Annotated in this window: 22 protein-coding genes and 1 pseudogene; 14 read left to right on the forward strand and 9 right to left on the reverse strand. The window is 66.9% G+C overall.

Features of this window, described 5'->3' with window-relative positions:
- The first annotated feature begins 248 nt into the window (after positions 1 to 248).
- Together C1O66_RS17180 and prfH are read left to right on the forward strand one after the other, a co-directional pair.
- On the forward strand, positions 249 to 1,397 hold the full coding sequence (locus C1O66_RS17180; protein WP_102769004.1) for an RNA ligase RtcB family protein: 1,149 nt from the start codon (positions 249 to 251) through the stop codon (positions 1,395 to 1,397).
- A 2-nt stretch (positions 1,398 to 1,399) separates the two neighbouring features.
- Positions 1,400 to 2,041, forward strand: coding sequence for a peptide chain release factor H (prfH, locus tag C1O66_RS17185; RefSeq protein WP_243392890.1), 642 nt, complete (start codon positions 1,400 to 1,402; stop codon positions 2,039 to 2,041).
- Positions 2,042 to 2,170: 129 nt separating this feature from the next.
- Here prfH and C1O66_RS17190 read toward each other — a convergent pair whose 3' ends face one another.
- On the reverse strand, positions 2,171 to 2,785 hold the full coding sequence (locus tag C1O66_RS17190; protein WP_102769006.1) for a hypothetical protein: 615 nt from the start codon (positions 2,783 to 2,785) through the stop codon (positions 2,171 to 2,173).
- A 314-nt stretch (positions 2,786 to 3,099) separates the two neighbouring features.
- Between C1O66_RS17190 and C1O66_RS17195 the strand changes: the two genes are divergently transcribed.
- The 4 genes from C1O66_RS17195 (at position 3,100) to C1O66_RS17210 (ending at position 7,459) form a co-directional block, all read left to right on the forward strand.
- Entirely contained in the window at positions 3,100 to 4,653 is a 1,554-nt protein-coding gene (locus tag C1O66_RS17195) for a YncE family protein (RefSeq protein WP_133155266.1), read from the forward strand.
- A gap of 219 nt (positions 4,654 to 4,872) precedes the next feature.
- The gene (locus C1O66_RS17200; RefSeq protein ID WP_102769008.1) at positions 4,873 to 5,349 is read left to right on the forward strand and encodes a BlaI/MecI/CopY family transcriptional regulator; all 477 of its coding nucleotides are present in this window, start codon (positions 4,873 to 4,875) and stop codon (positions 5,347 to 5,349) included.
- Complete coding sequence (locus C1O66_RS17205) at positions 5,346 to 6,623, forward strand: M56 family metallopeptidase (protein ID WP_102769009.1); 1,278 nt, start codon at positions 5,346 to 5,348, stop codon at positions 6,621 to 6,623. The genes C1O66_RS17200 and C1O66_RS17205 overlap by 4 nt, the downstream gene beginning before the upstream one ends.
- 80 nt (positions 6,624 to 6,703) lie before the next feature.
- The gene (locus C1O66_RS17210) at positions 6,704 to 7,459 is read left to right on the forward strand and encodes an SOS response-associated peptidase (protein ID WP_102769010.1); all 756 of its coding nucleotides are present in this window, start codon (positions 6,704 to 6,706) and stop codon (positions 7,457 to 7,459) included.
- 12 nt (positions 7,460 to 7,471) lie between these two features.
- Here C1O66_RS17210 and C1O66_RS17215 read toward each other — a convergent pair whose 3' ends face one another.
- The 3 genes from C1O66_RS17215 to C1O66_RS17225 all read right to left on the reverse strand — a co-directional run bounded on the left by C1O66_RS17215 (position 7,472) and on the right by C1O66_RS17225 (position 11,876).
- The gene (locus C1O66_RS17215) at positions 7,472 to 8,092 is read right to left on the reverse strand and encodes an IMPACT family protein (protein WP_102769011.1); all 621 of its coding nucleotides are present in this window, start codon (positions 8,090 to 8,092) and stop codon (positions 7,472 to 7,474) included.
- A gap of 46 nt (positions 8,093 to 8,138) precedes the next feature.
- Positions 8,139 to 9,311 (reverse strand): hypothetical protein, encoded by a 1,173-nt coding sequence (locus C1O66_RS17220; RefSeq protein ID WP_102769012.1) that lies wholly within the window; start codon positions 9,309 to 9,311, stop codon positions 8,139 to 8,141.
- Positions 9,312 to 9,407: 96 nt separating this feature from the next.
- Complete coding sequence (locus tag C1O66_RS17225; RefSeq protein WP_165794452.1) at positions 9,408 to 11,876, reverse strand: hypothetical protein; 2,469 nt, start codon at positions 11,874 to 11,876, stop codon at positions 9,408 to 9,410.
- 242 nt (positions 11,877 to 12,118) lie between these two features.
- Here C1O66_RS17225 and C1O66_RS17235 point away from each other — a divergent pair, with 242 nt between their 5' ends.
- Positions 12,119 to 12,796 (forward strand): response regulator, encoded by a 678-nt coding sequence (locus C1O66_RS17235; protein WP_102769014.1) that lies wholly within the window; start codon positions 12,119 to 12,121, stop codon positions 12,794 to 12,796.
- Here the strand turns inward: C1O66_RS17235 and C1O66_RS17240 are convergent.
- Entirely contained in the window at positions 12,720 to 15,065 is a 2,346-nt protein-coding gene (locus C1O66_RS17240) for an ATP-binding protein (RefSeq protein ID WP_165794660.1), read from the reverse strand. The genes C1O66_RS17235 and C1O66_RS17240 overlap by 77 nt on opposite strands.
- Before the next feature lie 117 nt (positions 15,066 to 15,182).
- Between C1O66_RS17240 and C1O66_RS17245 the strand changes: the two genes are divergently transcribed.
- From C1O66_RS17245 to C1O66_RS17275, 7 genes are all read left to right on the forward strand, one after another.
- Positions 15,183 to 16,457 (forward strand): HD-GYP domain-containing protein, encoded by a 1,275-nt coding sequence (locus C1O66_RS17245; RefSeq protein WP_102769016.1) that lies wholly within the window; start codon positions 15,183 to 15,185, stop codon positions 16,455 to 16,457.
- Positions 16,454 to 19,249: a response regulator gene (locus tag C1O66_RS17250; protein ID WP_102769017.1), complete on the forward strand. Its 2,796-nt coding sequence runs from the start codon at positions 16,454 to 16,456 to the stop codon at positions 19,247 to 19,249. The genes C1O66_RS17245 and C1O66_RS17250 overlap by 4 nt, the downstream gene beginning before the upstream one ends.
- 221 nt (positions 19,250 to 19,470) lie before the next feature.
- Complete coding sequence (locus C1O66_RS17255) at positions 19,471 to 19,890, forward strand: DUF6249 domain-containing protein (RefSeq protein ID WP_102769018.1); 420 nt, start codon at positions 19,471 to 19,473, stop codon at positions 19,888 to 19,890.
- 15 nt (positions 19,891 to 19,905) lie between these two features.
- Complete coding sequence (locus C1O66_RS17260; RefSeq protein ID WP_102769019.1) at positions 19,906 to 20,535, forward strand: RNA polymerase sigma factor; 630 nt, start codon at positions 19,906 to 19,908, stop codon at positions 20,533 to 20,535.
- Positions 20,532 to 20,966, forward strand: a complete 435-nt coding sequence (locus tag C1O66_RS17265; RefSeq protein WP_133155268.1) for a hypothetical protein — start codon at positions 20,532 to 20,534, stop codon at positions 20,964 to 20,966. Before C1O66_RS17260 ends, C1O66_RS17265 begins: the two co-directional genes overlap by 4 nt.
- 48 nt (positions 20,967 to 21,014) lie before the next feature.
- The gene (tgt, locus tag C1O66_RS17270) at positions 21,015 to 22,151 is read left to right on the forward strand and encodes a tRNA guanosine(34) transglycosylase Tgt (RefSeq protein ID WP_102769021.1); all 1,137 of its coding nucleotides are present in this window, start codon (positions 21,015 to 21,017) and stop codon (positions 22,149 to 22,151) included.
- Positions 22,152 to 22,155: 4 nt separating this feature from the next.
- Positions 22,156 to 22,875, forward strand: coding sequence for a UPF0149 family protein (locus C1O66_RS17275; RefSeq protein ID WP_102769022.1), 720 nt, complete (start codon positions 22,156 to 22,158; stop codon positions 22,873 to 22,875).
- Positions 22,876 to 22,909: 34 nt separating this feature from the next.
- On the opposite strand, the gene C1O66_RS17280 is transcribed toward C1O66_RS17275, so the two are convergent.
- The 4 genes and pseudogenes from C1O66_RS17280 to C1O66_RS17295 all read right to left on the reverse strand — a co-directional run.
- Positions 22,910 to 23,500 (reverse strand): malonic semialdehyde reductase, encoded by a 591-nt coding sequence (locus C1O66_RS17280; RefSeq protein ID WP_102769023.1) that lies wholly within the window; start codon positions 23,498 to 23,500, stop codon positions 22,910 to 22,912.
- 115 nt (positions 23,501 to 23,615) lie between these two features.
- Positions 23,616 to 24,212 carry an NAD(P)H-dependent oxidoreductase gene (locus C1O66_RS17285; protein WP_102769024.1) on the reverse strand — a complete coding sequence of 199 codons (597 nt, stop codon included), beginning with the start codon at positions 24,210 to 24,212 and terminating at the stop codon, positions 23,616 to 23,618.
- A gap of 81 nt (positions 24,213 to 24,293) precedes the next feature.
- A complete protein-coding gene (locus tag C1O66_RS17290) occupies positions 24,294 to 24,749 on the reverse strand; it encodes a MerR family transcriptional regulator (protein WP_207795978.1) in 456 nt (151 codons plus the stop codon).
- A 29-nt stretch (positions 24,750 to 24,778) separates the two neighbouring features.
- Positions 24,779 to 26,092 (reverse strand): annotated as a pseudogene (locus tag C1O66_RS17295) (MFS transporter); the annotation flags it as partial.
- Between the last annotated feature and the right edge of the window lie 20 nt (positions 26,093 to 26,112).

Below are 26,112 nucleotides of genomic sequence, written 5' to 3' on the forward strand. Positions count from 1 at the left end.
AGCATGTTCCAGCGCCACGAAATCCCCACCTTTCATTCCATTCACAAGGAGGACAACATGCAAAAGAACACGACCTCCCTGTGGGCTGGGTCGAAGATGGCGGAGTGCTTGCGCTAAGCCGCTTTCCATTTCTCTCGCGGACTACTTTCAGTATTTGCTGTGCACCCATGGGGTGCAGCGAGTGGCTTGATTGATAGATTGCGCGCGTCTGTCCCAGTCCGGTTTCAATCTCATGAATCTGGATTCTTATGGGCAATTTTGTCAAAGCTTTGTCGGACCGCGCCTGCGTGGTGATGGCCGACTCCACGTGGATGGAAGATGCTGCCTTGGCGCAGCTGCTGTCCACGGCACAAATGGAGGGCATGCAGCGCGTTGCGGGCATGCCTGATCTGCACCCCGGCCGTGGCAACCCTGTGGGTGCGGCCTTTTTCTCAAAGGACATCATCTACCCCACGCTGGTGGGCAACGACATTGGCTGCGGCATGGCGCTGTGGCAAACCGACCTTCTGGCCAGTGCTGTTCGGCTCGACAAACTGGACAAGCGCGTCGGCAATATTGATGGCCCACTGGAAGATCTTCAGCTGCGCGCTCAGGCTGCGGAGGTTCAGGGTGTGCAGCCTGGCGAGCACCTGTCGGCGTTGGGAACGATCGGAGGCGGCAATCACTTTGCTGAGTTCCAGCAGGTGGACGCCATCTATGCGGCGCAAGCGCTGTCGGATCTTGGTCTGAGCCCGCGCCATCTGCTCTTGCTGGTGCATAGCGGCTCACGAGGTCTGGGTGAGCGCATTCTGCGCCGGCATGTCGATACCTTTGGGCATCGCGGCTTGACGGTGGGAACGGACGTTGCGGCGGCCTATCTCGATGAGCATGAAGCTGCCTTGCGTTTTGCGCGCTGCAACCGCAGTCTGGTCGCCCAGCGGCTGCTGCTCAATGTGCGCGCACAAGGCGAATGTGTGCTCGATGTGCATCACAACTTTGTGGCGTCGGCGAACGTGGGCGGACAGGATGGCTGGCTGCATCGCAAAGGCGCCACGCCTTCGGATCAAGGTCCGGTCGTGATCCCTGGCTCGCGCGGGGACTACAGCTACTTGGTGAGATCACGTCGCCTTTGCCATGACACCTTGTTGTCGCTGGCTCATGGCGCGGGTCGCAAGTGGATTCGCTCGGCTTGCAAGGACCGCTTGTTCAAGCTGACAAGCCCGACCCAAATGGCCCGTACCGCACTGGGCAGCCGCGTGATCTGCAATGACCGCCAACTCATTTATGAGGAAGCGCCGCAAGCCTACAAAGGGATTGACAGCGTGGTGCAGGCCTTGGTGGGGGCGGGCTTGATCGAGCTGCTGGCACGGCTCAAGCCTGTGTTGACCTACAAGACCCGTGGGGAGTGCTGCGAATGATCATGCTGCAATTGACGGCCAATACCGGCCCGGAGGAGTGCTGCTTGGGTGTTCGCAAAGCGCTGGTCCGCCTGACCGAGGAGGCGCAGAAAGAACGTGTGCGTATCGAGGTCCTGGAACAAGTGCCCAGTGCAATCGGCGGCAACCTGCGCTCGGTGCTTGTGGCCTTGGAAGGTGCGCAAGCCCGTGCATTGGCGGCGCAATGGTGCGGCACCCTCCAATGGGTGATCGCCAGCCCCTATCGGCCTGCGCACAAACGCAAGAACTGGTTCATTGGCGCTGAAGTCTATGAGGATGAGGTCGCCGACGCGCTGGGCCAGGTCTTGCGGGATCAAGACCTGTGCTTCGAAACTCTGCGCGCGAGTGGCCCCGGCGGGCAACACATCAACAAGACCGATTCGGCGGTTCGCTTGACCCACTTGCCGACTGGCCTGAGCGTGAAGGTCCAAACCGAGCGCAGCCAGCATGCCAACAAGCGCTTGGCCCGAGCCTTGCTAAGCCACAAGCTGGCCGAAAAGGCCAGTGCCGCAGAGCGCAACGCTCGTCAGCAGCGTTGGAGCCAGCATCACGGTGTCGAGCGTGGCAATGCGAGCCGAGTGTTCAGAGGGGAGGGGTTTGTGGATGTAGGCGGCGACCTGCGATAGCGCGCAGGATGCACGTTCTGCATCGCGGCCTGCGCTTGGGCCAAGGTCGCTGAGGGGAGCGAGGGGTAGGTGTGACCCGCGCGCCTTCCCCCGAGTCTTGACCCGCGAGCCCCCCCGGTCAGACCCAGCTCAACGCCAGGAGCCGCCTCCGCCCAGGACTTTGCCGATCACCAGCAGGGGCACGCCCACCAGCAGCAGGACGCCGTCGCCAGCCACCGTGACGGGGGATTTCAGCAGCTTCCCGGCGCTGCGGTCCGCCACATCCTTGCCCCACACCGAGATGTTGTAGGTGTTGTGCAGGGGGGTGATTTCGTCGGCGGGCACGGGGACGGGCGCGTAGCGTTTGCCGACGAAGGACAGCTGGATCTGGCTATCGGGCTTCAAGCCGATGCGCGCGCCTTCTTTTTCATCCTCGGCATTGCGCAAGACGACCGAGAGCCCGATGGTGCAGCGCACCGTCTGGTCGGGCTCGTACTTGCAGTCGCTGTTCTGTGACCACAGCATGCGGGCGGCCAGCCGGCTGCGGATCAGCTCCGCCAGCCCCGGAATCTCCTGGAACACATCGTGGTACTGCTTGCCGATGAACACCACATGCTTCTGATCTTTGGCAATCAGCACCGAGGACACCGATTCGTTGTAGTGCGGCGCCTGGTCCGGACGCCAGAGCTTGCGTGTCATGCAGCCGGACAGCAGGGTCAGGGAGAGAAGCAGGGCGGTGGTCTTTTGGAAGCGGCTGGATCGCATGGAAAAAAGGGGTTCGCGACTCGACGGAAAAAGGGCTGGGCAGCCTGAAGCAGCCGCCGGCCTGGCCGACTCGGGAGATTCCCCAGGGCCAAGGGATTCTGCGCAGGGCAAGTTGCTGATCCGTGTGGTCCACTTCGCGGCGGCGGCGGGCGCGATGGAAGTCCTGCAGCGTCCCTTGTGATAACGGTGAGACGCATGGATGCATCGGGGCCAGCTGAAAGCCTGGCGCCAGGGAGATTGCAGTCCAGCGGTTTTGGCGCTGAGCTCGTCGCTGTGATCGGCGTGCAGGAGACAAGGCAAGAGGTGACTTCGACATGAAAAAGTTGGGTGGCATTCAGCGCTGGCGGAGCACGGGTGCGGCACTGTGTATCTCGGGCGCTGTGCTCGGCTGTGGCGGGGGCGGAGGTTCTGGCGGCGGTGGAAGTTCGAGCGGCACGGTGGAAGCGACGGCGAAGATCAGTGCCGTTGCCTGGTCTGCGAGTGCCCTGAACGTGGAGCGCGATGTCTTTGCCACGGAATCGAGCTTGCCGAGCAAGGTCGCCCTGTCGCTGCGAAATACCGGGGGAAGCTACTGGTACAAGTACAGCTACGACAAGGCCTTTGCTGACGTCAGTCATTCTCATCGGACGGCCGATGAGGGCCTGGATTTCAGTGTTGGGTTTCCTTTGTTCCCGGCCCGAGCAGTCGGTAGCTATTCCGATACCTTGTCGGTCCTTCTTTGCTACGACGCGAACTGCAATCGCGAGGTGCCCGGCGGGCCTTTCAATCTGCCGATGCGCCTGGATGTCGGTTATTTCGCGGTCGCGGAAGCTGATGTCGAGCCCTTGCAGCCGGCGCAGACCACGGTACTGACTCACGATGTGCTCGGCGCGGCCTACAGCGCTGCGCTGGATGCGGTGGTCACCGTCTCGGCCCGCCCGACCGCGACTTTGCGGCTGCACGATCTGCGCAGCGGCCAGGTGCGCACGGTGCCTTTGGCGGTTCCGCCGACTTCTTTGTCGCTGAGCGCGGACGGCCTTCGCGCTGCCGTTGGCCATGATGCCGCCGTGACGCTTCTCGATCTGCAGGCCGATAGCCCGGAGCCTGCGCGACGCTTTGATGTGCCTCTTGCGGTGGGCTCGCTGGTCCTGGCCGGAGATCGGGTGGTGGCCATGGGTTCAGTCAGCAACAACTCCAACCCCATCTATTGGCTGGACACCAAGACCGGGCTTGCGAGCCGCTTCGACGCAGCGTTCGGTGGATTTGGGATCTACGGCACCGCCGCCTCTGCGCTGCATCCCAGCGGGGATCGGCTGTATATGGCCGATCTTGGCGTGTCACCCGATGATGTGTGGCGCATGGACCTTTCTGGCGATGCGGCGACCGGCAAGGCACGCAATTCGCGCTATCACGGCGAGCACCGCTTCTGTGGGCGCCTGGCCGTCGCGCCCAACGGGCTTCGCATCTACACGGCGTGCGGGACCGTCTTGAGCAGCTCGCCGAACTGGACCGACGATCTGGTGTATGCGGGAAGCATGAAGCTGTCTGCCACGGACACATGGGGCAATAGCGATTACAGGGCCGCAGCCTTGAATGTTGCCCCGGACAACGCCAGCATCGCCTTGCTGGAAGAGCACTGGCAAAACTGCCGCCCTTTGACCGGACATTTGAGCAAGTGCTACACCCGCTTGGCTGTCTACGACGCGACCACGCTGGAGCGGCGCAGCCTGAAGGGCCTGGCCCCGTATGTGCGCAACCGCGACCGCCTGCAGCAATGGGGCCGCCACCTCATGCATCGTTCAGACGGCAGCCTGCTCCTGCTGGCGGAAGTTCGCACCCAGAATGAAGCTACGCCCACCTGGTTGCTGCACCGCGTGAGCAAGCCCTGAGCGCATTCCCGCAGCGCGGGAGATCCCTGCGCGCCTGCCGTGAGGCAGTGCTGGCTTGAGCTGAATCGAAACGATCGATCAGAGGCGCCTGCCTCGCGGGCTCCGGGTTTCCACCCCCTTGCCTTGAACGACAACAAGCGTAAACATTGCTTCCGTTAACACTTGTTGTCGATTGCGGTCGAGAGGCCGCGAAGTACAGAAAAGGTAAGGGGCCAGACGATGGGATCGATCTCCGACGCGGAAAGCCGCATCCTGCAAGTGCTGTGGGCGCAGCCCGGTCTGCAGCCTTTGGCGGCCGAGGACATTGCCGCTGCGCTGGCGGCCCAGGCGGCCGAGGCGCCGGGTGAGGCCAGCGAGTGGCAGCTGGGCACGGTGAAGACCCTGCTGAACCGCTTGCTCAACAAGGGGGCGATCAGCGCCGAGCGGGACGGGCGGCGCTACCTTTACCGCCCCGTGCTGGAGCAGCAGGCCTGGGAGGGGCAGGAGTCGCTGGGTTTGCTCGACCGGCTGTTCCGCGGCCGGCTTTCGCCGCTGGTGGCGCATTTTTCGGCCCAGCGGCAGCTGAGCCCCGAGGACGTGCAGGCCTTGCGCGAACTGCTGGACCAGCAGCCGCCAACGGTCGCACCCACACCCGGCGCCAAGGCCAAGCCAGCGAACGCTCGGACAGCGGCCAAACGGCGAGGGGGTGTGCGATGAACAGCCTCGTTATCTCTGTGCTGGGCGATGTCGATGCCGGGTCGGCCTTGGCCCTGCTGGGCCGGGTGAGCCTGGGCTTCAGTCTGGGCTTGCTTGGGGTGCTGCTCTTGCGCCGGCCGCTGCTTGCGTGGCTGGGCGCGCAGGGCCAGTACAGCCTCTGGGCCTTGCCGCCGCTGATGGCGCTGGCGCTGGCGGCTGCGCCTGCCCTGGCGGCTCAGGCCAGCGGGGCCGAGGCCCTGCAGCTGCCGGCGGTGGTGATGGTGCTGCAGGCCTGGCGCGAGCCTGCGCGGGGCCTGTGGCAGGCGGCCGTGCAAGCCTGGCTGGCGGGCAGCCTGCCGGTCGCCGCGCCCGCCTTGCTGCTGGCTTGGGCCGTGGGCGTGCTGGGCCTGGGCCTGTGGGCTGGCGTGCAGCACCGGGTCTACCGGCGCCGGCTGCGGCCCGGCCCGGGCCTGTGGTGGGCGCCGGCGGGCAGCAGCCCGGCCTTGCTCGGCTGCTGGCGGCCGCGCCTGGTGCTGCCGCAGGACTTTGCCCAACGCTTCAGCGCCGAGGAACGAGAGCTGGTGCTGGCCCATGAGCGGGGCCACGCCGCCCGCCACGACAACGCGTTGCGTGCGCTGGCCTGGGCCCTGGCGGCGCTGCAATGGTTCAACCCCCTGGTCTGGCTGGCCTTGCCTCGCCTGCGCCAGGACCAGGAACTGGCCTGCGATGCGCAGGTCTTGGCCAGGCGCCCCGAGGCCTGGCCGGTGTATGCCCAGGCCTTGCTCAAGGCCCAGGGCCTGTCTTCGGCAGTACCGCCTCTTGCCACGGCTTGGCAATCCACCCATCCCTTGATTGAAAGAATCGCCATGTTGAAGAAGATGAACCGTCTGAGCCTTGCCTCATCCACATCCTCACCCGCCTCCCACCTGCGTCGTCACGGCGGTCTGGCCCTGGCTTTGAGCCTGGCCGTGGCCAGCCTGGGCGTGTCGGCGGCGTTGTCGACAGGCGGCCAGACCGAGGCCCAGCCGGACACGGCGGCCAAGCCGGAGAGCGCCAAAACCTACTGCCACCAGATGGCGCGCCCGGAGATCCCCGAGCTGAACATCCGCGGCGAGTTCATCCTGACGGCGCGCTTCAGCATCGATGCCTCGAACCAGGTGAAGGTGCTCAGCTTGCAAGGCGACGAGCGCCTGCAGCCTGCCGTGCGCCGCGCCATCGAGTCCTACCAATGCAGCACGGGCAAGCACAAGAAGCGGGTGGAGGCCATGCAGGAGTTCCGCTTCCGCTTCGATTGATTCGCGGCGGGGGCCGGCGAGCTGCGGCCGGCGACCAGCGGCCCGCCGTGGCTGGCCCCTTTCGCTACAGTCACCCCACCATGTGCAATCTCTACAACGTCAGCCCCAAGGAAGAGGTCGAGCGGCATTTCCGTGTGGTCGTGAAAGCCGGCGGGGCGGGCGAAGAGGCCTACCCGCAGGCGCCCGTGGGCCCGTTCGGGCGCGGCTTGTTCATCCGGGCTGGCAGCACCGCTGCGAGCGATGAACCCGGCCGCGAGGCCGTGATCGGCCAATGGGGCATGGTGCCGCCGCGCTCCAAACAGCCGCGGCCGGCGGGGCGGGCGATTCTGACGAACAACGCGCGGATCGAATCGGTGGCCGAGCGGCCCACGTATCGCGAGGCCTGGCTCAGCGGCCGGCGCTGTTTGATCCCGGCGCAGAGCTACCAGGAACCCAACTGGGAGACCGGCCGCAACATCTGGTGGCCGCTGCGCCGCGCCGATGGCCTGCCCTGGGCGCTGGCCGGCATCTGGTCGGAGTGGCAGCACCCCGAGACGGGCGAGCTCATCCCCAACTACTCGATGCTGACGCTCAATTGCGACGCACACCCGCTGCTCAATCGCCTGCACAAGCCCGACCCGGCCCTGCCGCCGGACGCGCAGGACAAGCGCGCCGTGATGACGATACGGCCCGAGGACTGGCAGGCTTGGTTGCGCGGCTCGGTCAGCGAGGCGCAGGCCTTGCTGGCGGCCGAGCGCCTGCCGGCGCCGGAGGCGTTTGATCTGGGCCCGGCCGAACAGACCGACGCGCTACTGGCGCGCTTGCGCCAAGGGCCGCCGCAGGGCAGCCTGTTCTGAGCAGGACAAGGCTCAAGCCTCGTCCGCCCCCTCATCCTTGAGCCAGCCGATGCGCCCCTGGCCCGACTCCTGCAGCCGCGCCAGCAGCGGCGCCACAGCAGGCACAGGCAATGCAAAGCGGAACTCGACCTGGCTGCCATGCTGCACGCCCAGCAGCTCGGCGCCGGCGCCTTCGATCTCGCGGCGCAGCAGGCCCTCAAACGCATAGGGCACGGTGCAGCGCAGGGTGTGCAGGGCGACGCGTGGCACTTTCTCGGCCTGCAGCAGGGCCTGGGCCACGCTGTCGGTGTAGGCGCGCACCAGGCCGCCGGCGCCGAGCTTGGTGCCGCCCCAGTAGCGCACCACGGTGGCCAGCACGCCTTCCAGATCCTGGTGGCGCATCACCTCCAGCATGGGCCGCCCGGCCGTGCCGCTGGGCTCGCCATCGTCCACCGCCGCCGACTGGCCGCCGGCCAGCAGGGCCCAGCACACATGTACAGCCGTGGGGTGCTGCGCGCGAAGTTCCTGCACTCGCGCCAGCGCCGCCTCGCGCCCGCTGCAGGGCTCGACGCAGCCGATGAAGCGGCTCTTCTTGATGATCAGCTCGCTGTGGACGGCCTGGGCGATGGAGAAGCTCGAAGCAGGAGAGGACATGGGCGCGATTGTCCCCGAGCACCCACAGCCAGTCCGGGCGCGCGGCTCAGAAAGGCTGATGCCAGGCCAGGCTCACTTCGCGCGCCCGGGCACCGGCGCCGGGCCGGTCACCACCCAGGGCCATCTGCCAGTGCGTGCCCTGAAGGCGCAGGCTGAGGCGGCGTTCGTGCGTGGCCCAGTGCAGGCCCCAGCGTTGCAGGCCCAGGCTCTGGCTCCAGCCTTCGTTGGCCGCGGTCCAGTCCATGCCCAGCTCGGGCAGCAGCGGGCCGTAGCCCTGCAGCCGGATCAGGCGCAGCTGGGCGCGGCCCCAGTCGGTCTCGCCCTGGGCCTGCAGGGTCCAGCGCTGGCGCGCCTGCTGGCGGTAGGCGGTCTGGCTGTAGCGGCCGCTGAGCATGGGTTTGTAGATCAGGTAGCCGTCTTCGTCATAACTTTGGGTTTGCGTGGAGAGCTGCAGCCATTCCTGCGGCATCTGGCGCCAGCGCAGCTGGCCCAGGTTCTCGCCTCGCAGGGAGAGGCACCAGGGAAGGGCCCCCGCCTGACACCAGCCCAGCTCCGCCTGGGCCAGCAGGCCCCAGCCCTGGCGCGGGTGATCCTGCTGGAAGGGAAAGCGCAGCGTGTCCTGCACGCGCAGGCCTTGCAGATCGAAGGCATAGCTTTGTGAAGACGTCTGGTAACGGGCCGTGCCGTGGATCTCGGTCTCGCGCAGGCGGCGCAGCTGCAGGGCTTGCAGCTCCAGCTGACCCTGCCAGCCCTGGCTGCCCAGACCGGCTTCGCCCCAACGCCGCGCCAGGGCCAGCCCGAGGCCCGAGAAGCCGCGGTAGCTGAGGTCGACGCGGTAGTCCTGATCTTGGCCGGGCTTGCGGCGTTCGATCAGGCCCTGGGCCAGCTGCAGGCCCGAGGCGCCGGCCACGATGCTGGCGCTCTGGCGGCCCAGGGCGCTCAAGCGCCAGGGGCCTTGGTCCCAGGCCAGGCGGACCTCGTTCTCCTCGTACGCGAGGTTGTCACCCGCGCGGGGCTGCAGCGCGGGCGCGCCTTCGCGGCCCATCTGGCTGAGGCGGGTGGCATCGTTGAAGCGCTCGCTGCTGAGGCTGAGGCTCAGGCCGGCGCTCGAGCCCTGGGCAAGTGCGGCACTGCTGGCCAGCAAGAGCCAGGCGGCCCGCCAGGCGCGGTTCAGGGTGAGAGGTGCTGAGCGAGCGGTGAAGGGGAGTGGAGCGGGCATGTGGCTGCTTCCTGGGCGCACAAAAGAACACGGGGGCATGATGCCCCCGTTGTGGCGGGGCGCAGCCAGGGCTGGCCCCAAGGTGGTGGTTCAGGCTCAGTTGAGCGACCAGAACTCGCCGTTGGTGAAGGTGATGCGGCTGCTGTCGAGGTCGATCACACCGATCTTGACATCGCCCTTCTTCAGGTCGAGCACGCTTTGCTTGCCGTCGGTGGCGAAGTTCAGGCCCGAGGTGGCTTCGCTGAGCTTGAAGCTGGCCTTGCCGTCGCTGGCCGCCTGGCTGGCGCTCAGGTTGATGACCAGGGTCTCGACCTTGTCCTTGTTCAGCACCTTGTACTGACCGTCCAGCTTGGCGTCGTTGGCGCCACTCCAGGCCGAGCTGCTCAGGCCCAGATTGAGCTTGAGCTGCGGGCGCTGGTCGGCCGTGAGGCTGCCGTCCAGGGCCAGGCTGACCTTGTAGTTGTTGGTGGCGGATTTGGGCAGGGTGTCGTCGTACTGGGCATAGCCGGTGAGGCTGGCGCTGATCTTGCCGGCGAAGAAGCTGGCCTGGGCCTTGCCATCATCGCCCTTGTTGCGCACGGCGCCGCTGAGCAGGGCCTCGCTGGGCGTGAGGGTCTTGCCGCTCTTGTCGTTGACCAGCTGGGAGACTTTGAATTGACCTTCGATCTCGGCCTTGGGCGTGCCTGCCAGCAGCTGCAGATTGAAGCCGCCCATTTCGCGCGCTTGCGAGCCGTCGGCGACGACCACGCTCTGCAGCTGGCTGCCGGTCAGGATGGAGAGCTCGCTGTCCAGGCTGCCGGCGCCGTCTTTGTAGATGGCCAGCTTGCCCTCGACGTTGACGGTCTCCACATCCCCCTTCTTGGCGGTGGCCGGCACGATCACATTGCGGCTGCCCTTGAGGGTGAAGCTGGCCTTGCCGTTGGGGTTGTAGAGGATGTCGGCCGAGCTCTTGGGTGCCGACACCTCGTCCTTGAACTTGGCCGGCAGCTCACCCTGGATCTCAAAGCTCTTGATGCGCAGGGCTTCGACCGTCACCTTGACCGTGCCGCTGAAATCCACGGCCGGTTGGGATTGCAGGTCGTAGACCTTGAAGGCCTGGCCGGTGGAGCAGAAGTTGGTGTCCTTGCAGACGATGGCCTGGGCGCGTGCGCTGTAGCTGTACTCGCCGGCATTGCTGCCGGGTGTGATGAAGAGGCGATGGCGCACATGGGCCAGCACGTACTTTCCGCCCTGGTTGACATCGTTGAAGGCGGTCACGCCATAGCGCACCGAGCAGCCCAGGAAGCGGGCGTTGTCGGCCGATGTGGCGGCCACCGTGCGGGCCTCGTCCTGGTAGATGGTGCAGCCTACGGCATTGAGCTGGGCCGGACCGCCGGGCACCTCACCGTACAGACCGCCGCCGTTGTTGGGGCCCAGACCTTCCTTGTAGTCGATCAGACCCTGGATACCGCCCAGCAGGGCCGAGCTGGTGTGGGTGGCCAGCATGACCGGGGCCTCCACGCTGTCCAGCGCGGCGCCGAAGCGTTCGGCCTCCTTCTGAAGTGCGCCGGTGGTGGCGCCCGCATCGGGCTTGACCAGGGCCTGGGCCGAGCTGCGCAGCTCGTCGAAGAGCTTGCGCGCGGCGGCCACGTCACCGCTGTTGCTGATCGGGGCCGGCTTGCCGTCGCCCTTGAGGTTGCCCAGGGCCACGTTGACGATCTTGTCGTCGACCTTGCCCTGGTTCAGCTCGGGCGTGGTGACGACCTTGTTCACCGCTTCGACCAGCTTGTCGGCGACATTGACGCCGCCCACGGTGCCCGGCTTGGTCGAATCGATCTTGGCGGATTCGGCCAGCTTCTGCACCACGCAGCGCACGCGCTCGCCGGCCTGGGTCTGGTCGGCGCAGCCGAGGGCGCCGTCCTTGGCCAGCTGGGCCACCGAGGTCAGCATGACGGCCAGCTTCTTCTCTTCGTCGGTGCTGGCGTTGGCGATGTCGGTGGGCTTCACCTTGGCCGGATCGAAGCCCAGCATCTGCACCACATTTGACTGCGCCTGGTCCTTGTTGGCCACTGTCAGGCCGCCACTGGCCTTCTCGGCGGCGGCGGTGGCCATTTCGGTGAAGGGGGTGATGTTGAGGTCGGTCTTGGTGACGCTGGCGCTGGCGGCCACCACGGCGCGCAGGGCGAAGCTGGCAGGCAGTGCCTGGGCCTGGCCGGTGATTTCATCCTTCTGCGTGGTGCTGCCATCGGCCTTGGCGCTGATGCGGATCACGTAGAGCTTGCCGGGCGTGGTGGGTACGCTGAGCGTGTACTTGCCGTCTTGATCGGTCTCGGTTTCCTTGAGCACGGTGGCGAGGTCGGCTTGGCCGTCGTCCTTGACCGGGTGGGCGCGCACGATGGCCTTGGCCAGCAAGCCCTTGGAGGCCACGCCGCTGACTTCCACTGGAGTGGGCGCAGGTGCCGGTGCGGGGGCTGGCGCTGGTGCGGGCGCAGGTGCAGGGGCTGGATCAGAACCACCGCCGCCGCCGCAGGCGGAGAGCAGGCTGGCGGCCAGCAATGCGGCCAGGGTGGGATGCGGAGCTTTCATGGGTCGGGCCTTTGGTTGCAGCTGCAAACGAGACGGAATGACAGGGCCGCCGGCGGTGCGGGCCGCTCATGCGCCCGCGCCGCGGCGAGGCGGCCTGCAGCGGGGCGGATGCTAGAACCGTCTCAGCGGGCACACCATCGTCCATTTGGCCGAGGTGTGGGTTTTTGCCGAAACGTCTGGCGAGCTGCCTCGGGGCGCGCGCCGAGCTGGCCTGTCATGGGCCGCTGACATAATTTCCGCTCATGAACATCGCCTTGGTTGATGACCATACCCTGCTGAGGGAGGGGCTGGTGGCCCTGTTGTCACAGGCGCACCCGCAGACGCAATGCCTGCAGTACGCCAGCCTGGGCGCCTTGCTGACCGGGCTCGAGTCTCAGGGGGCGCCCGATCTGGTGCTGCTCGATCTGGGGCTGCCCGATGCACAAGGCCTCGATGCGCTGCAGCGCTTGCGCGAAGCGCTGGAATGGGTGCCGGTGATCGTGGTGTCGGCGGACGAGCGCCCGGCCACGGTGCTGGCCTGCCTGGAGGGCGGCGCGGCCGGCTTCATCCCCAAGACGGCGCATTTCGAGCTGCTCTGGTCGCAGCTCTCGGCGGCGCTGGAGGGGCGCATTGCCCTGCCGGCCAGTTTTCGGCTGCAGAGTGAGGAGCTGGGCGAAACCCCGCATTTTTCGGATCGCCAGCAGGAGGTGCTGGGCCTGCTCTTGCGCGGCCTCAGCAACAAGTCGATTGCGCGGCGGCTGGAGATGTCGGAATCCACCGTCAAGACCCATCTGGCCGTGATCTTTCGCAAGCTCAATGTGAGCCGTCGCGCCGAGGCCATGGTGGTGGCCGCCCGGCTGGGCTTCAGGTTGCCGGCTTGGTCGGCAGAACCGGCGCTGTTGTCGTCTGCGACAGCAAGGCTTGCAACACCTGCGGGCTGAAGGGCTTTTGCAACGTCGGCCATGCGGCGCTGCGCAGGATGGCGCCCGAGGCAGGGTCCAGGTCGGCGGTCATCAGGGCCAGGCGGCTGGGCCCGCCGAGGCTGGCGATGCGTTGCAGCAGCGTTTCACCCTTCATGCCGGGCAGGCGATGGTCGGCCAGCACCCAGTCGGGGGCCGGGTCGGGCGGCGCCGGCCATTGCGCCCACAAGGCCTCGGCGGTGTCGAAGCTGCAGACGCAGTGCCCCCAGGCTTCCAGCTGTTGGGACAAGGCCTGCTGAAGCTCCACATCGTCCTCCACCAGCCAGATGGTTTGCGGCGCCACGGCCGGGCTCTTGTCGGCCTCGCTGGGGCCGCTGGGCGCTGGCGCCGCGGAGGCTTCGCTGGGCGCTTCGCAGAGCGGCAGCAGCACGCTGAAGCAGCTGCCGCGGCCCGGCGCTGAACGCAGCTGCAGCGAATGGCCCAGGCGGCGCAGCGCCTGGTCGACGATGGCCAGGCCAAGACCGCTGCCATGCTGTCGGCTGCGCGCGGGGTTGCCCAGCTGCACAAAGGGTTCAAAGATGCGCTGCTGTGCTTCGGGCGGGATGCCGGGCCCGCTGTCGCGCACCTGCAGGCAGAGCTGAGCGCCCCGCCGGCGCGCGACCACCATCACCGAGCCCTGGCTTGTGTGCGTGATGGCATTGCTGACCAGATTGCGCAGCACCTGCTCCAGCAGCAGCGGTTCAGAACGAACCCACAAGGCGCAGGGCCGCACGCGCAGGCGCAGGCCGCGCTCGCGCGCCAGCGGGCCGGCGTGCACCAAGACCGCATCCAGCAGGGGCTGCAATCGCAGCGGCGTGGTTTGCACGGGCCGGTCCTGTTGATCGAGGCGCGAATGATCGAGCAGGCCTTTGAGCAGGCGCTCGAGCCCGCGCACGCCTTCGCCGGCTTGGTCGAGCAGCTGGCGCAGCCGTGGTTCCTGGGTCTGGAGTCGCGCCATGCCCACCAGCAGGCCCAGGGCGGTGACGGGCTGGCGCAGGTCGTGGCTGGCGGCGTCCAGCAGCCGGCTCTTGGCCAGATGGGCGGCTTGCAGCTGGGCGGTGCGCTCGGCCACCTGGCGCTCCAGCTCGGCCTGCTGGCGCTCGCTCTGGCGCAAGGCCACCACCAGTCGCTCTGCCAGCAAAGTGGCGAAGGCGATCATGGCCAGAGGCTGGATCCAGGGCATGGCGTAGGCATGCATGACGCTGAGCCGGCCCTGACCGACCAGATAGTCGAACACGGCTGCCCCCATCATCAGCAACATCGCCCCCGCCAGGGCAAGTCGGCGCCAGCCGCCGACGCGGAAGGCGCGCAGCCCCACCAGGCCCAGGGCCGGCAGGCCCAGCAGCAGCACCACGGGGTAGGCCCAGCTGCGCCAGGTTTCCAGGGCGCCCAGCCACGAGGCCAGCACCCCTCCCAACAGCAAGGGCCAGGCGGTCCAGCGCAGGCTGTGGCGGTACCAGGGCAGGGCGCGTTCGGACCAGGCGAGGGCAAAGCGACCGAGAAGCTGGATGCTTGCCACCTGGGCCAGGTAGAAAAACAGGTCCAGGGCTTGCACCCAGGCGAGCGGCAGGCTCAGGCCGTACACGCTGTTGCGCAGCGAGGTGAGCAGGCACAGCCAGGCGAACAGGCCCAGGCTGCGTTCGTGGCGACGCTCCATCCACACCAGCAAAAGCAGCAGCGAGAAGCCGGCGGCCAGCATATTGATCCACTGCGGCAGCTGGGCTTCGCGCCAGCGCATCCACTGGTAGCCGGGCTCCAGCTCGGCAGCGGGGCCGATCCAAAGGTCGGAGAGGCCGGCGCGACGCTGGTAGTACAGCTCCAGCACGAGTTCGTTGGGCCCCGGTCGCAGCAGGGCGCTGGGCAGCTCCAGCCAGGTTTGGGCCGGGGAGGCATGCAGGCGCATGGCCTCCGAATCGGCTTGCTCGTGCACCACGGCGCCGTTGAGCAGCACGCGATGCAGCCGGCTCAGGCGCTCGGCGCGCAGCGCCCAGGCCTGGCCATGCGGGGGCGCCTGGTCCAGCGTGAAGTGCAAGCGGTAGCGCCCCTGCCCTCGGGCGGGCAGACCGCGTTGGCGCCAGGTGTCGGGCAGGCTGATCTCTTGCTCAAGCGGCGCCAGCTCATGCGAAAACTGGGCTTGGCGCAGGTTCAGGCGCTCCTGGCCCTGCGCGTGGGAGATTTGCCCAAACAGGACGAAGAGGATCAACAGGCTGGGCCAGAGCTGGCACCCGCGCAAAACGAGGCGTGGGAACATGAAGCCATTGTCCCGTGATCGATCCTGGCCGGACTTGGGGGTGATCCTGGGGGGCAGCGCTTGAAGGAGGCTTCGGCGGCCCCAAGCCCTTGGGAACATGCTTAAATCATCTCCGCCATGTCTGCATCAGAAAACGAACATCGCATCTCCGTTGATCAGTTGCGTGTGGGCGTTTACGTCTACCTGGATGTGGGTTGGATGGAGCATCCCTTCAACTTCAACAACTTCAAGATCAAGACCGAAGAGCAGCTGCAGACCATTCGCAGCCTGGGCCTGGCCAGCGTGCGCTGGGCGCCGTCCCTGAGCGATGTGAAGCCTTTGCCCAAGAGTGAGCAGCCCCCGGCCGCCCCCACTGCGGAGGAACTGGCCCGCCAGGCCGAGCTGGCCGCCTTGATGGCGGCCAAGCAGCAGCGCATTCGGCAGATGGCCGAACACCGCGAGAAGATCGAGCGGGTGGAGCGTGCCTTTGCCAATGCCGCCGGGGTCATCAAGGGCATCAACAAAACCATTTACTCCCAGCCTCAGCAGGCGCTCAGTGACACCACCGAGCTGATCGGCGGCATCGTTGACGAGATGCTGGCAGCGCCGGACCTGGCCATTCAGGTGATGGGCGACAAGCCCGGCAATGAGGATGTCTATCTGCACTCGCTCAATGTGGCCGTGCTGGCCATGGTGTTGGGCAAGGAGATGAGCATGCCGGCCGAGCTGGTCAAGATGGTGGGCATGGCCGCGGTGTTCCACGACATCGGGCTCAATGACATTCCCGAGAACATCATGCGCAAGGCCGGGCCCTTGAGCAAATTCGAGCGCGAGGCGCGCGAGCTGCACTGTCAGTACGGCCTGGACCTGGCGAAGAAGATCGGCCTGTCCAATGTGCTGTGCAACATCATCCATCAGCACCACGAGGCGTATGACGGCAGCGGCTACCCGAAGAAGCTGGTGGCTGAGGCGATCGATCCCTTGGCGCGCCTGGTGGCGGTGATCAACACCTACGACAACCTCTGCAACGCGCCCCATATCGCCCACTCGCTGACCCCGCATGAGGCCTTGTCCCAGATGTTTGCCCAGCAGCGCAGCCGTTTTGACCCGCGCTTTTTGCAGGCCTTCATCAAGTTCATGGGCGTGTACCCGCCGGGCACCATCGTGGGCCTGTCCAATGATGTGATCGGCCTGGTGATTCGCGTCAACGCCGCGCGGCCGCTCAAACCCACCGTCATCACCTACGACGCGGGCGTTCCGAAGAGCGAGGCCATGATGCTGGACCTCAACGAAGAGGGCGATGTCCACATCAGCAAGGCCTACCGCCCCAGCCAGCTGCCGGCGGCGGTGTACGAATACCTGGCACCGCGCAAACGCGTCAATTACTACTTTGACGGGGGCAAGCCCACATGAGCTGGGACCCTGCCACCCTGGATCGCGTCATGTGCGACCAGAGCTCCGAGATGCTCTTGGTGGTGGACCCCAAGTCGCTCCAGATCATCGCGGCCAATCGGCAGGCTGAAGTCACCCTGGGCTACGAGGCCACCCCGCTGGTCGGCCGCGCCATCACCGAGGTGGAGAGCAGCCTGGCCGATATCTTCTACTGGGAAGATGTGCGCGTGGGCGGGGGCAGTGATATCGACAACGCCGAGTCCATGTACATCTGCGGCGATGGGGTGGCGCTGCCGGTGATCAAGTCGATCCGCCGCCTGCGTGGCGATGTTGAAGACGTCTTGGTGCTGCGGGTGCGGGACGGTGCCAGCCTGAAGCGCGGCGAGGCCCAGTTGGCGGCGCTGTCGGGTCAGTTGCAGGCCACCTTGGAGTCGATCTGGGAAGGCGTTTTGGTGCTCGATTCGGCCGGCCATATCGTCAACATGAACCGCCGCTTCAGCGCCATGTGGGAGATCCCCGAGGCGGTGCTGCTGCAAGACAGCGAAGCCATCATCGCCTTCCTGATGGAGCAGCTGAGTACGCCGTGGCAGCTGCAAGACGACTTCACGGCCTTCAGCCAACAGGTCGGCCTGGATTCACAAGCGGGCTGTGAAATCACCAAGCTCAAGAACGGCCGCTTGTTCGAGCGTCGCGTCCGCCCGCAGATGGATCGTGGCGAGGTGATCGGCCTGGTCTACAGCTTCCATGACATCAGCGATTTTGTGCATGCCCGCCAGGAGGCCGAGGAAGCCTCGCGCTCCAAGAGCCGCTTTCTGGCCAATATGAGCCACGAGATCCGCACGCCCATGAATGCGATCCTGGGTCTGCTCAAGCTGCTTCAGCGCACCGAACTCAGCACGCGCCAGCGCGACTACGCCAGCAAGACCGAGGGCGCGGCTCGTTCGCTCTTGGGGCTGCTCAACGACATTCTCGATTTCTCCAAGGTCGAAGCCGGCAAGCTGACGCTGGATCCGCAGCCGCATGCCCTGACGCAGATCTTCCGCGACTTGTCGGTGATCCTGGCTGCCAATGTGGGCGCCAAGCCGGTGGATCTGTTGTTCGATCTGGACCCGCAGTTGCCGCCCTTGCTGCACGTGGATGGCTTGCGCCTGTTGCAGGTGCTGATCAATCTGGCCGGCAATGCGCTCAAGTTCACCTCAAGCGGTGAGGTGGTGGTTGGCGTTCAGCTCATGCAGCGCCTGGAGGATGCGGTGCGGCTGGAGTTCACGGTGACGGACACCGGCATCGGCATCGCGCCAGAGCACCACGCCAAGATTTTTTCGGGCTTCAGCCAGGCGGAAGCATCCACCACGCGCAAGTTCGGTGGCACGGGCCTGGGGCTTGCCATCAGCCTGCGCCTGCTGGAGCTGATGGGCGGCCAGATCACGCTGGAAAGCGCCCTGGGGCAAGGCAGTCGTTTCAGCTTTCAACTCGACTTGCCGGTGGTGCAGGGCGAGGCTGACGGCGCCCAAGCCCCGGCAGCGGCGAGCCAGGGGTTGGTCTTGTTGATCGACGACAACGCCCGTGCCCGCGAGCTGCTGAGCCGCATGTTGATGGCCGAAGGCTGGCAGGTGGTGGCGACAGCCAGCGTGGCCGAGGCGCAGGCCTGGATGGCGGCGGCGCCCGATGGTTTGGCGCTGAACCTGGTGCTGGCGGATGCACAGCTGCCGGGTGAGGACGTTTGGGCCTGCCTGGCGCAGCTGCGTGCCCGGCCCGGCTGGGCCGAGCTGCCCCTGGTGATGAGTGGCACGCCGCTGCAGCTGGAGGCGCTGACACCGGCCGAGCAGGCGTTGCTGAAGGCCTTCCTGGTCAAACCCCTGATGGCGGTCGCCTTGCGTGAGTCGCTCTGTCCCGCCACGGCCCCGCCCTCAGACGGCCAGCACGACGGGGAGGGCGCCGCTGCAAACGCCGGGGCGGCGCCGCTGGCAGGCATCCGCCTGCTCGTGGTGGAGGACAACCTCAACAACCAGCAGGTCGCGCGTGAACTGCTCGAGGATGCCGGCGCCTCGGTCCGCCTGGCCTCGAATGGGCAGGAGGCGGTGGACATCATGCGGGCCGATGCGGGCGCGGTGGACCTCTTGCTGATGGATGTGCAGATGCCTGTCATGGATGGCTACACGGCCACCCGCATCTTGCGCGAGGAGCTGGGCCTGCGTCTGCCCATCGTGGCCATGACGGCCAATGCCATGGCCTCGGACCGCGAAGAATGCCTGGCCGCGGGCATGGATGAGCATGTGGGCAAGCCCTTTGACCTGGACCGGCTGGTGCGTCTGATCCAGAAGCTGGGCCGGCCCACCGGGCGCAGCTCGGACGGTTCGATTGAAAGCGCAACAGAGGGCGTTGCAGAAACAGCAAAGTTTGCCTTTCCCACCTTGCTGGTACCCGGGCCTTTGCTGGAGCAAGCTCTGGCCGATGGCATTGAGATCCAGCTGGCCATGGACCGTTTCATGGGCAAATTGCCGAGGTATCAGAAGAGCGTGGCGAGCTTTTCCCGGTCCGCCGCCGAGTTGCCGGCGCAGATCGAAGCGGCGCTGCAAGCCCGCGATTGGCCCGCGGCCCAGTTGCAGGTTCACGCCAGCAAAGGCATGGCGGCCATCTTGGGCGCTGAGCGCCTGGCTCAAATGCTGGCCGAGGGTGAAGCGCGGCTGGAACAGGGCGAGGCGCCAGACGCCACCTGGTTGGCCGCCTTGCCCGCGCAGCTGCAGGGCACGGTCGCCGCCTTGACGGCACTGGCCGATGCCTTGAAGGCCGTCGCGTCGGGTGGCGAGAAGTAGCGCAGCGGCTTCGGGGCAGACTGCGCCCATCGCCCATCGCCCATCGCCCATCGCCCATCGCACATAGGCCTCGAATGCCAGGCGCTCGACCTGGCATGCCCAAACTATTTGGCGCTGGATGAATCCAAACACCGCCGCCCGCGCATCCAAGCTTGCGTCCCGATCAGTTTTCTCTTCTTGATCGCCCGAGCATTCCCCCAACCTCTGCAGGAGCAGCGCCCATGGACTTCCTCAATATGCGTCACGTCCTTCCCTTCCTGGTGCCCATCATGGCGCTGATGATTCCCATCGTGGCCATCATCATGGGCATCCAGGCCAAGATGCGGCGCGAGCAGCTGCTGCACGAGACCCTGCGCCAGCTGGCCGACAAGGGCCAGCCTCTGCCGCCGGAACTCTTGAATCAGCTTTCCGGTGATGGCCAGGCGAGCCTCGATGCCCAGCGGCGACGCACAAACGGCGGCCTGCAAGCGGGCGCGATCAATGTGGCCGCCGGTCTCGGCTTGGCGGTGATGTTCTACCTGATGAACCCAGGCAGTTGGCTCTGGGCCATCGGCTGCCTGCCGGGCTTCATCGGCATTGCTTTGCTGATCGTGTGGCGGGTGGAGACGCGCGGCCAGAAGGATGCTCAGGCAAAGGTTTGAGATCAGGCTCCGCGCATGGATGACGAGGCCTTCAGTCGCGAGGATGCACAAGACGCCCAGGACCGCCTCTGGGTGCGCCAGGTGCAGCTGCATGACGATCGTGCGGCCTTTGCCTGCCTGCTGCGGCGCCACCAGGGCATGGTGCGCGCCCTGCTGTGCCGCCTGACCCGGGGCGATGCGGCGCGTGCCGATGAGCTGGCGCAGGAGGCCTTTTTGCAGGCCTACCGCGCGCTGCCCGGTTTTCGCGGCGAGGCGCGCTTTCGCAGCTGGCTCTACCGCATCGCCTGCAACTGCTTTTTGCAACAGCAGCGCCTGGGCGCGAGCGAGCTGGCGCAGCGCAGCGAGAGCTTGGCGGAGGACGATGGGGCTTGGCAGGGCGAGACCGAGGCTGATGCACAGGCCGAGCTGCCGCAGCAGGTGGCTCTGCGCCTGGACCTGGGCCGGGCACTGGCGCGGCTGAGCGCGCCGGAGCAGGAGGCCATCGTGCATTGCTATCTGGCCGAGCTCTCGCACAGCGAGGCGGCGGCCCTGCTGGGCTGGCCGCTGGGCACGCTCAAGACCCATGTGCTGCGTGGCAAGATCAAGCTCAAGGAATATCTGCAGGCCTGGGCGCCACACGCGACTGAAGAAGAGGTGTTGCCATGACCCCAACCCCGCCATCGATGCAAACCAGCGAGCGGCTGGACGCTGCCGACGAGGCCTGGCTGGACGGCCTGCTGCGCGAGGCCGCGGCCGATCTGGCCCAGGAGGCCGCGGCGCTGAGCGAAGACGCCGGTTTCAGCGCCGCGGTGCTGGCCGCCTTGCCGGCTGCCTTGCCGGCGCCGCGTGCTGCGGCGAGCGCGGTGCCCAGGCCTTCAGCCGCGGCCCGCCTGCTGGCCTGGCTGATGCCTCTGGCCCTGGGCCTGGCCGCGGCGGCCTTGCTCTGGCTGTTGCCCGAGGGCATGCACGCCTGGGCCTCGCCCGAGGCGCTGAGTCTGAAAGGCCTGGAGCGCTGGCTGCCGCCGCTGGCGCTGGCGGTCTGGCTGGCCTGGGGCTCGACCCAGCAGGCCCTGGGCCGCTGGGATGGCGGTGTCTGAGGCGCTGCCCCCACCCCGGCGGCCACGCCTGCTGCGACAATCGCGCCCATGCTGAAGTTCGAACTCCTCAAGACCGAAGGCCACGCCCGCCGTGGCCAGATGACGCTCAACCACGGGGTCGTGCAAACGCCGATCTTCATGCCGGTGGGCACCTATGGCACCGTCAAGGGCGTGATGCCGCGCTCGCTCGAGGAGATGGGCGCCCAGATCATCCTCGGCAACACCTTCCACCTGTGGATGCGCCCGGGCCTGGACATCATGAAACAGTTCGGCGGCCTGCATCAGTTCGAGAGCTGGAACAAACCCATCCTGACCGACAGCGGCGGTTTCCAGGTCTGGAGCCTGGGCGAGATGCGCAAGATCAGCGAAGAGGGCGTCAAGTTCGCCTCGCCGGTCAACGGCGACAAGCTCTTCCTGACGCCCGAGATCTCGATGCAGATCCAGACGGTGCTCAATTCCGACATCGTCATGCAGTTCGACGAGTGCACGCCCTACGAAACCAAGGGCCACATCACCACCGAGCTGGAAGCCCGCAAGAGCATGGAGATGAGCTTGCGCTGGGCCAAGCGCTGCCAGGATGAGTTCGCCCGCCTGGAGAACCCCAATGCGCTCTTCGGCATCGTCCAGGGCGGCATGTTCGAGAACCTGCGTGACCATTCCCTGGCCGGCCTGGCCGAGCTGGACCTGCCGGGCTATGCCATCGGCGGCCTGTCGGTGGGCGAGCCCAAGGCCGATATGCAGCGCGTGCTGGCCCATATCGGCCATCAGCTGCCTGCGCAAAAGCCGCGTTATCTGATGGGCGTGGGCACGCCGGAAGACCTGATCGAAGGCGTCAGCCGCGGCATCGACATGTTCGATTGCGTCATGCCCACCCGCAATGCGCGCAACGGCCATCTGTTCACCCGCTTCGGTGACCTGCGCCTGCGCAACGCCCGCTACAAGACCGACGAGCGGCCGGTGGACGAGACCTGCACCTGCTACACCTGCAAGACCTTCAGCCGCGCCTACCTGCACCACCTGGACCGCTGCGGCGAGATGCTGGGCCCCATGCTGACCAGCATTCACAACCTGCACTACTACCTGAACCTGATGCAGGAAGCGCGCGACGCGCTGGACCTGCCCGGCGAGGGCGGCTTCGCCGCCTTCCAGGCCAAGTTCGCGGCCGACCGCGCCCGAGGGGTCTAGCACGGTGTTCGTCGGCAAGGCGCTCAATGTCGAGCTGGGCTGGTCGTTGGACGACATCGCCCTGCTTGAAGAGGCCTTGTTTGCCGAGGACGTCGGCCTCGATCAGCCCATGCAGGCGCCCATGATCGATGGCTTCATCTGCGCCCTGGTCAGCGGCCCCGTGCCGATCACCCCCGAGCGGGCCATGGCCTGGGTTCTGGATGCCGAGCAAGGTGTGCAGCAGCCCACTTTTGCCGACCCGCATCTGCACGCCCGACTGCAGGCCTTGCTGCTCAAGCAATGGCAGGCCACGGCCGCAGCGCTGCGCGAGCCCGATCGCCCGGTTTACCAGCCGCTGTTCGGCTGCACCGAGGGCGAGGACGGCCGGCCTCTGGTGATCCTGGATGACTGGTGCCGTGGCTACCTCTGCGGCATTGCGCTCGCCGCGCCCGCCTGGCAGCCGCTGCTGCAGGCCCACCCGGACTGGTTCAGCACCTTGCAGCTCTACGGCAGCGAGGCCGGCTGGCGGCGACTGGAGCAGCAGCCGCCCAGCGAGGCCGCGCACGATGCGGCCGCCGCCGGCCTGGCCCAGCAGGCGCGGCAGATCCAGCGCTACTGGCAGGCGCAGCGCGATGCGGCCGAGGCCGCAGCAATGGCCGGGATGGCAGACCGGGCCGCCAGTGGTGCGGCGCTCTGCCCTTGCGGCAGCGGCCGCCCCTACCCGCTCTGCCACGGCGCGAACTGAGCCGGCGCCTGGCTGCGGATCTGCTCTTCGTTTTTCAGAGCACCTGCGCCACCTGCTCGAAGCCCAGGCGCGGGCCGCGCGGGTAGTTGCCGGCCGGGTCGCCGTAGCCCAGGTTGATCAGGAACTGCGATTGAAAACGGCCGTCGGGGAAGAACTCGGCGTTGACCTTGGCATTGTCAAAGCCGGCCATGGGGCCGCAGTCCAGGCCCAGCAGGCGAGCGGCGATGATGAAGTAGGCGCCTTGCAGGTGCGAGTCGCGGCTGGCGGTGCCGGCGGCCATGGCGGCATTGCCGGCAAACATGTCACGCGCACCGGGCACGGCCGGGAACTGGGTCGGCAGGTGTTCGAAGAACTGGCTGTCAGCGGCCACGATCACGGTCACGGGCGCGGCCAGGGTCTTGGCCAGATTGCCGGCGGCCAGGGCCGGCGCCAGGCGCTGCTTGGCCTCGGGGCTGCGCACGAAGACATAGCGCACCGGCTGGCCATTCATGGCCGTAGGCCCCCACTGGGCCAGCTCGACCACCTGCTGCAGCAGGGCATCGCTGACCGGCTCCGGGCGGAAGGTGTTGAAGGTGCGGGCTTGGCGGAAGGCTTGGTCCAGGACCTGGCTGTCGATGTGGCTCATGCGCGGGCTCCAGTGCAGTGGTGGTATGCGCTGAACTGTAGGGCGCTTCGAGGCCGCCATCGGCGCGCTGGCTTGAAGTCAGGCTTCAATCCGATTGAACGCTGCAGCGCCGCCCTCACCTGCCTTGTCGGCCCAGGTCCGCAGCCTGTTCCAGCCATTGGGCCCGCTGCTCCGGTGTGCTCTTGATCACGGGCGCAAAGCTGCTGATGCGAATCGGCGCGATACCGCAAAAACCCAGCACGGCGTTTTTCATCATGCGGTGGGCCGGGGCCCCCTGGAACCATCGGAAGTACCAGGCGGGCGTGTCCATGCAGACCAGCAGGCGGGCGCTGCGGCCTTTCAACAGTTGTTCGGGCAGGCTCTGGCTGCCGTCGTAGCGGAAGGCGAAGCCGGGCAGCAGCAGTCGGTCCAGCAGGCCCTTGAACAAGGCTGGCACCGAGCCCCACCAGACGGGGTAGGCCAACACCAGGTGTTCGGCCTCCAGGATCTGCCGCTGCAGCTGCTGCAGATCGGGCTCCAGCACTTGCGGGTTCGCGTAGCCGCCGCGCAGATCGGGCTCGAAGCGCAGCGCATGCAGATGCACCAGCTGAACGGCATGACCAGCCGTGCTGGCGGCCTCGGCATAGCGCTCGGCCAGGGCCTGGCTGAGGCTGGCGGGTTTGGGGTTGGCGTTGAGGACGAGGATGCGGCGGGGCGGGTGGATGGAGGACATCGGCGGATGGGTGTCGACAAGGGACTGCAGCTGGGCGCGAACGCGAGGCCGCCAGTGTCCTGTCTGCCCCTAGGGGCAGAGTCAAGTGCTGCCGGATCGCGCGTCCTGGGCTGAAGGTTGGGGCTGCTCCGTGCTCCCCTTCGTGCAAAGCGCCGTGAGCAGCCGTGGGTCACTCAAGGCGGCAATGCAGCGGTCCAGCGTGCCGGCCCGTGCTTGCAGCTCATGGATCTGCTGGTCCAGCTGCCGGCGTTTGTCGCGCAGCGCCGGCAGCGCAGTGTCGGGGTTCAGGGCCTGCGTCAGCGGCACTTCGGCCGCCATGGCCTGGAGTTCATGCAGCTTGAAGCCCAAGGCCTGGGCTTCGCGGATCAGCCGCACCACGTTCAGATGCACGGCGCTGTAGACCCGGTACTTGCCCTCGCGTGCCGGTGCGGGCAGCAGGCTCATTGCTTCGTACAGGCGCAGCGCGCGCGGTGTGGCTCCGCTGAGCCGGGCCAGGGCACCGATGCGCAGAGCGGGCGTGTCGCCGGCGATGTTCACAGGGCGCCCGGGGCGCGCTGGAACAATCCCACGAAGCGCTGCAGATACTCCGGCACGCGGATGAAGACGTAGAGGCTGACGGCCAGATTGGCCAGGCCTACGGTCAGGAAGAGCTCGGGGATGCTGAAGCCGGCGGCGCTGAGCAGCAGGCCGGCGCCCAGGGAGCTGGCGATCATGAACAGGGCGTTGAGGATGTTGTTGGCAGCGATGATGCGGGCGCGGTAGGCCGGCTGCGAGCGCAGCTGGATCAGCGCGTACATGGGCACGCTGTAGAGGCCGGTGAACAAGGCCAGCAGGCCCAGATCGGCCATCACCCGCCAGTGCGCCGGCTGGGCGAAGAAGACCGCCAGGCCCTCGAGTGCCGCCTTGGCCGGCAGGCCGCGCGAGGCGAAGTACAGGTCCACCGAAAACACCGTCATGCCGATGGCGCCGACCGGCACCAGGCCGATCTCGACCGCGCGGCGCGAGAGCAGCTCGCACAGCAGGGAGCCGATGCCGATGCCGACCGAGAACATCACCAGCAAGGCGGTGGCCACTTGCGCGTCGCCATGCAGCACCTCCTTGGCAAAGGCCGGGAAGTTGCTCAGGTAGACGGCGCCGAAGAACCACATCCAGGAGATGCCCAGCAGGGAGCGGAACACCACCGGCTCTTCATGCGCGAGCTTGAGGTTGCGCCAGGTTTCGGTGAAGGGGTTCCAGTTGATGGTGAGGCCGGGGTCGGTGGGCGGCGAGGCGGGGATGTAGTGCGCCAGCCAGCGGCCGAGCACGGCGGTCAGCAGGCAGGCGATGGCCACGTACTGCGCGCCCACGCCGGGCAGGGCGATCAAGAGGCCGCCCAGCACCTGGCCCAGCAGGATGGCGACAAAGGTGCCCATCTCGACCATGCCATTGCCGCCCAGCAGCTCGCGCTCGCTGAGCTGCTGCGGCAGGTAGGCGTATTTGACCGGGCCGAACAGGGTGGAGTGCAAGCCCATCAAGAGCACGCAGGCCAGCAGCACCGGCACATGGCTGGCCAGATAGCCCCAGGCGGCCAGGGCCATGATGGCGATCTCCACCGACTTGACCCAGCGCATCAGCCGCGCCTTGTCCAGCTTGTCGGCCAGCTGCCCGCTGGTGGCTGAGAACAGCACATAGGGCAGGATGAAGAGGGCATTGACCACCAGCCCGGCCTGCGAGGCCGGCAGCCAGTCCAGCTGCAGCTGGTAGGTGATCAGGATGATCAGCGGGAACTTGAAGAGGTTGTCATTGCCGGCATTGAGGAACTGCACCCAGAAATAGGGCGCGAAGCGGCGTTGGCGCAGCAGCGCGAATTGGCTGCTGTGCGTCGAATCGGCTTGAGACATGGGTGGCGGTTCCGGCGTGT

Origin of the sequence: Paucibacter aquatile, assembly GCF_002885975.1 — a bacterium.
GTDB classification, from domain to species: domain Bacteria; phylum Pseudomonadota; class Gammaproteobacteria; order Burkholderiales; family Burkholderiaceae_C; genus Paucibacter_A; species Paucibacter_A aquatilis.

Coding starts and splice junctions, on each gene's coding strand:
- C1O66_RS17245 (WP_102769016.1), top strand. CDS start 15,183: ATGTCTGCATCAGAAAACGAACATCGCATCTCCGTTGATCAGTTGCGT.
- C1O66_RS17240 (WP_165794660.1), bottom strand. CDS start 15,065: ATGTTCCCACGCCTCGTTTTGCGCGGGTGCCAGCTCTGGCCCAGCCTG.
- C1O66_RS17205 (WP_102769009.1), top strand. CDS start 5,346: ATGAACAGCCTCGTTATCTCTGTGCTGGGCGATGTCGATGCCGGGTCG.
- C1O66_RS17250 (WP_102769017.1), top strand. CDS start 16,454: ATGAGCTGGGACCCTGCCACCCTGGATCGCGTCATGTGCGACCAGAGC.
- C1O66_RS17260 (WP_102769019.1), top strand. CDS start 19,906: ATGGATGACGAGGCCTTCAGTCGCGAGGATGCACAAGACGCCCAGGAC.
- C1O66_RS17215 (WP_102769011.1), bottom strand. CDS start 8,092: ATGTCCTCTCCTGCTTCGAGCTTCTCCATCGCCCAGGCCGTCCACAGC.
- C1O66_RS17265 (WP_133155268.1), top strand. CDS start 20,532: ATGACCCCAACCCCGCCATCGATGCAAACCAGCGAGCGGCTGGACGCT.
- prfH (WP_243392890.1), top strand. CDS start 1,400: ATGCTGCAATTGACGGCCAATACCGGCCCGGAGGAGTGCTGCTTGGGT.
- C1O66_RS17280 (WP_102769023.1), bottom strand. CDS start 23,500: ATGAGCCACATCGACAGCCAGGTCCTGGACCAAGCCTTCCGCCAAGCC.
- C1O66_RS17190 (WP_102769006.1), bottom strand. CDS start 2,785: ATGCGATCCAGCCGCTTCCAAAAGACCACCGCCCTGCTTCTCTCCCTG.
- C1O66_RS17195 (WP_133155266.1), top strand. CDS start 3,100: ATGAAAAAGTTGGGTGGCATTCAGCGCTGGCGGAGCACGGGTGCGGCA.
- C1O66_RS17180 (WP_102769004.1), top strand. CDS start 249: ATGGGCAATTTTGTCAAAGCTTTGTCGGACCGCGCCTGCGTGGTGATG.
- tgt (WP_102769021.1), top strand. CDS start 21,015: ATGCTGAAGTTCGAACTCCTCAAGACCGAAGGCCACGCCCGCCGTGGC.
- C1O66_RS17225 (WP_165794452.1), bottom strand. CDS start 11,876: ATGAAAGCTCCGCATCCCACCCTGGCCGCATTGCTGGCCGCCAGCCTG.
- C1O66_RS17200 (WP_102769008.1), top strand. CDS start 4,873: ATGGGATCGATCTCCGACGCGGAAAGCCGCATCCTGCAAGTGCTGTGG.
- C1O66_RS17255 (WP_102769018.1), top strand. CDS start 19,471: ATGGACTTCCTCAATATGCGTCACGTCCTTCCCTTCCTGGTGCCCATC.
- C1O66_RS17285 (WP_102769024.1), bottom strand. CDS start 24,212: ATGTCCTCCATCCACCCGCCCCGCCGCATCCTCGTCCTCAACGCCAAC.
- C1O66_RS17210 (WP_102769010.1), top strand. CDS start 6,704: ATGTGCAATCTCTACAACGTCAGCCCCAAGGAAGAGGTCGAGCGGCAT.
- C1O66_RS17220 (WP_102769012.1), bottom strand. CDS start 9,311: ATGCCCGCTCCACTCCCCTTCACCGCTCGCTCAGCACCTCTCACCCTG.
- C1O66_RS17235 (WP_102769014.1), top strand. CDS start 12,119: ATGAACATCGCCTTGGTTGATGACCATACCCTGCTGAGGGAGGGGCTG.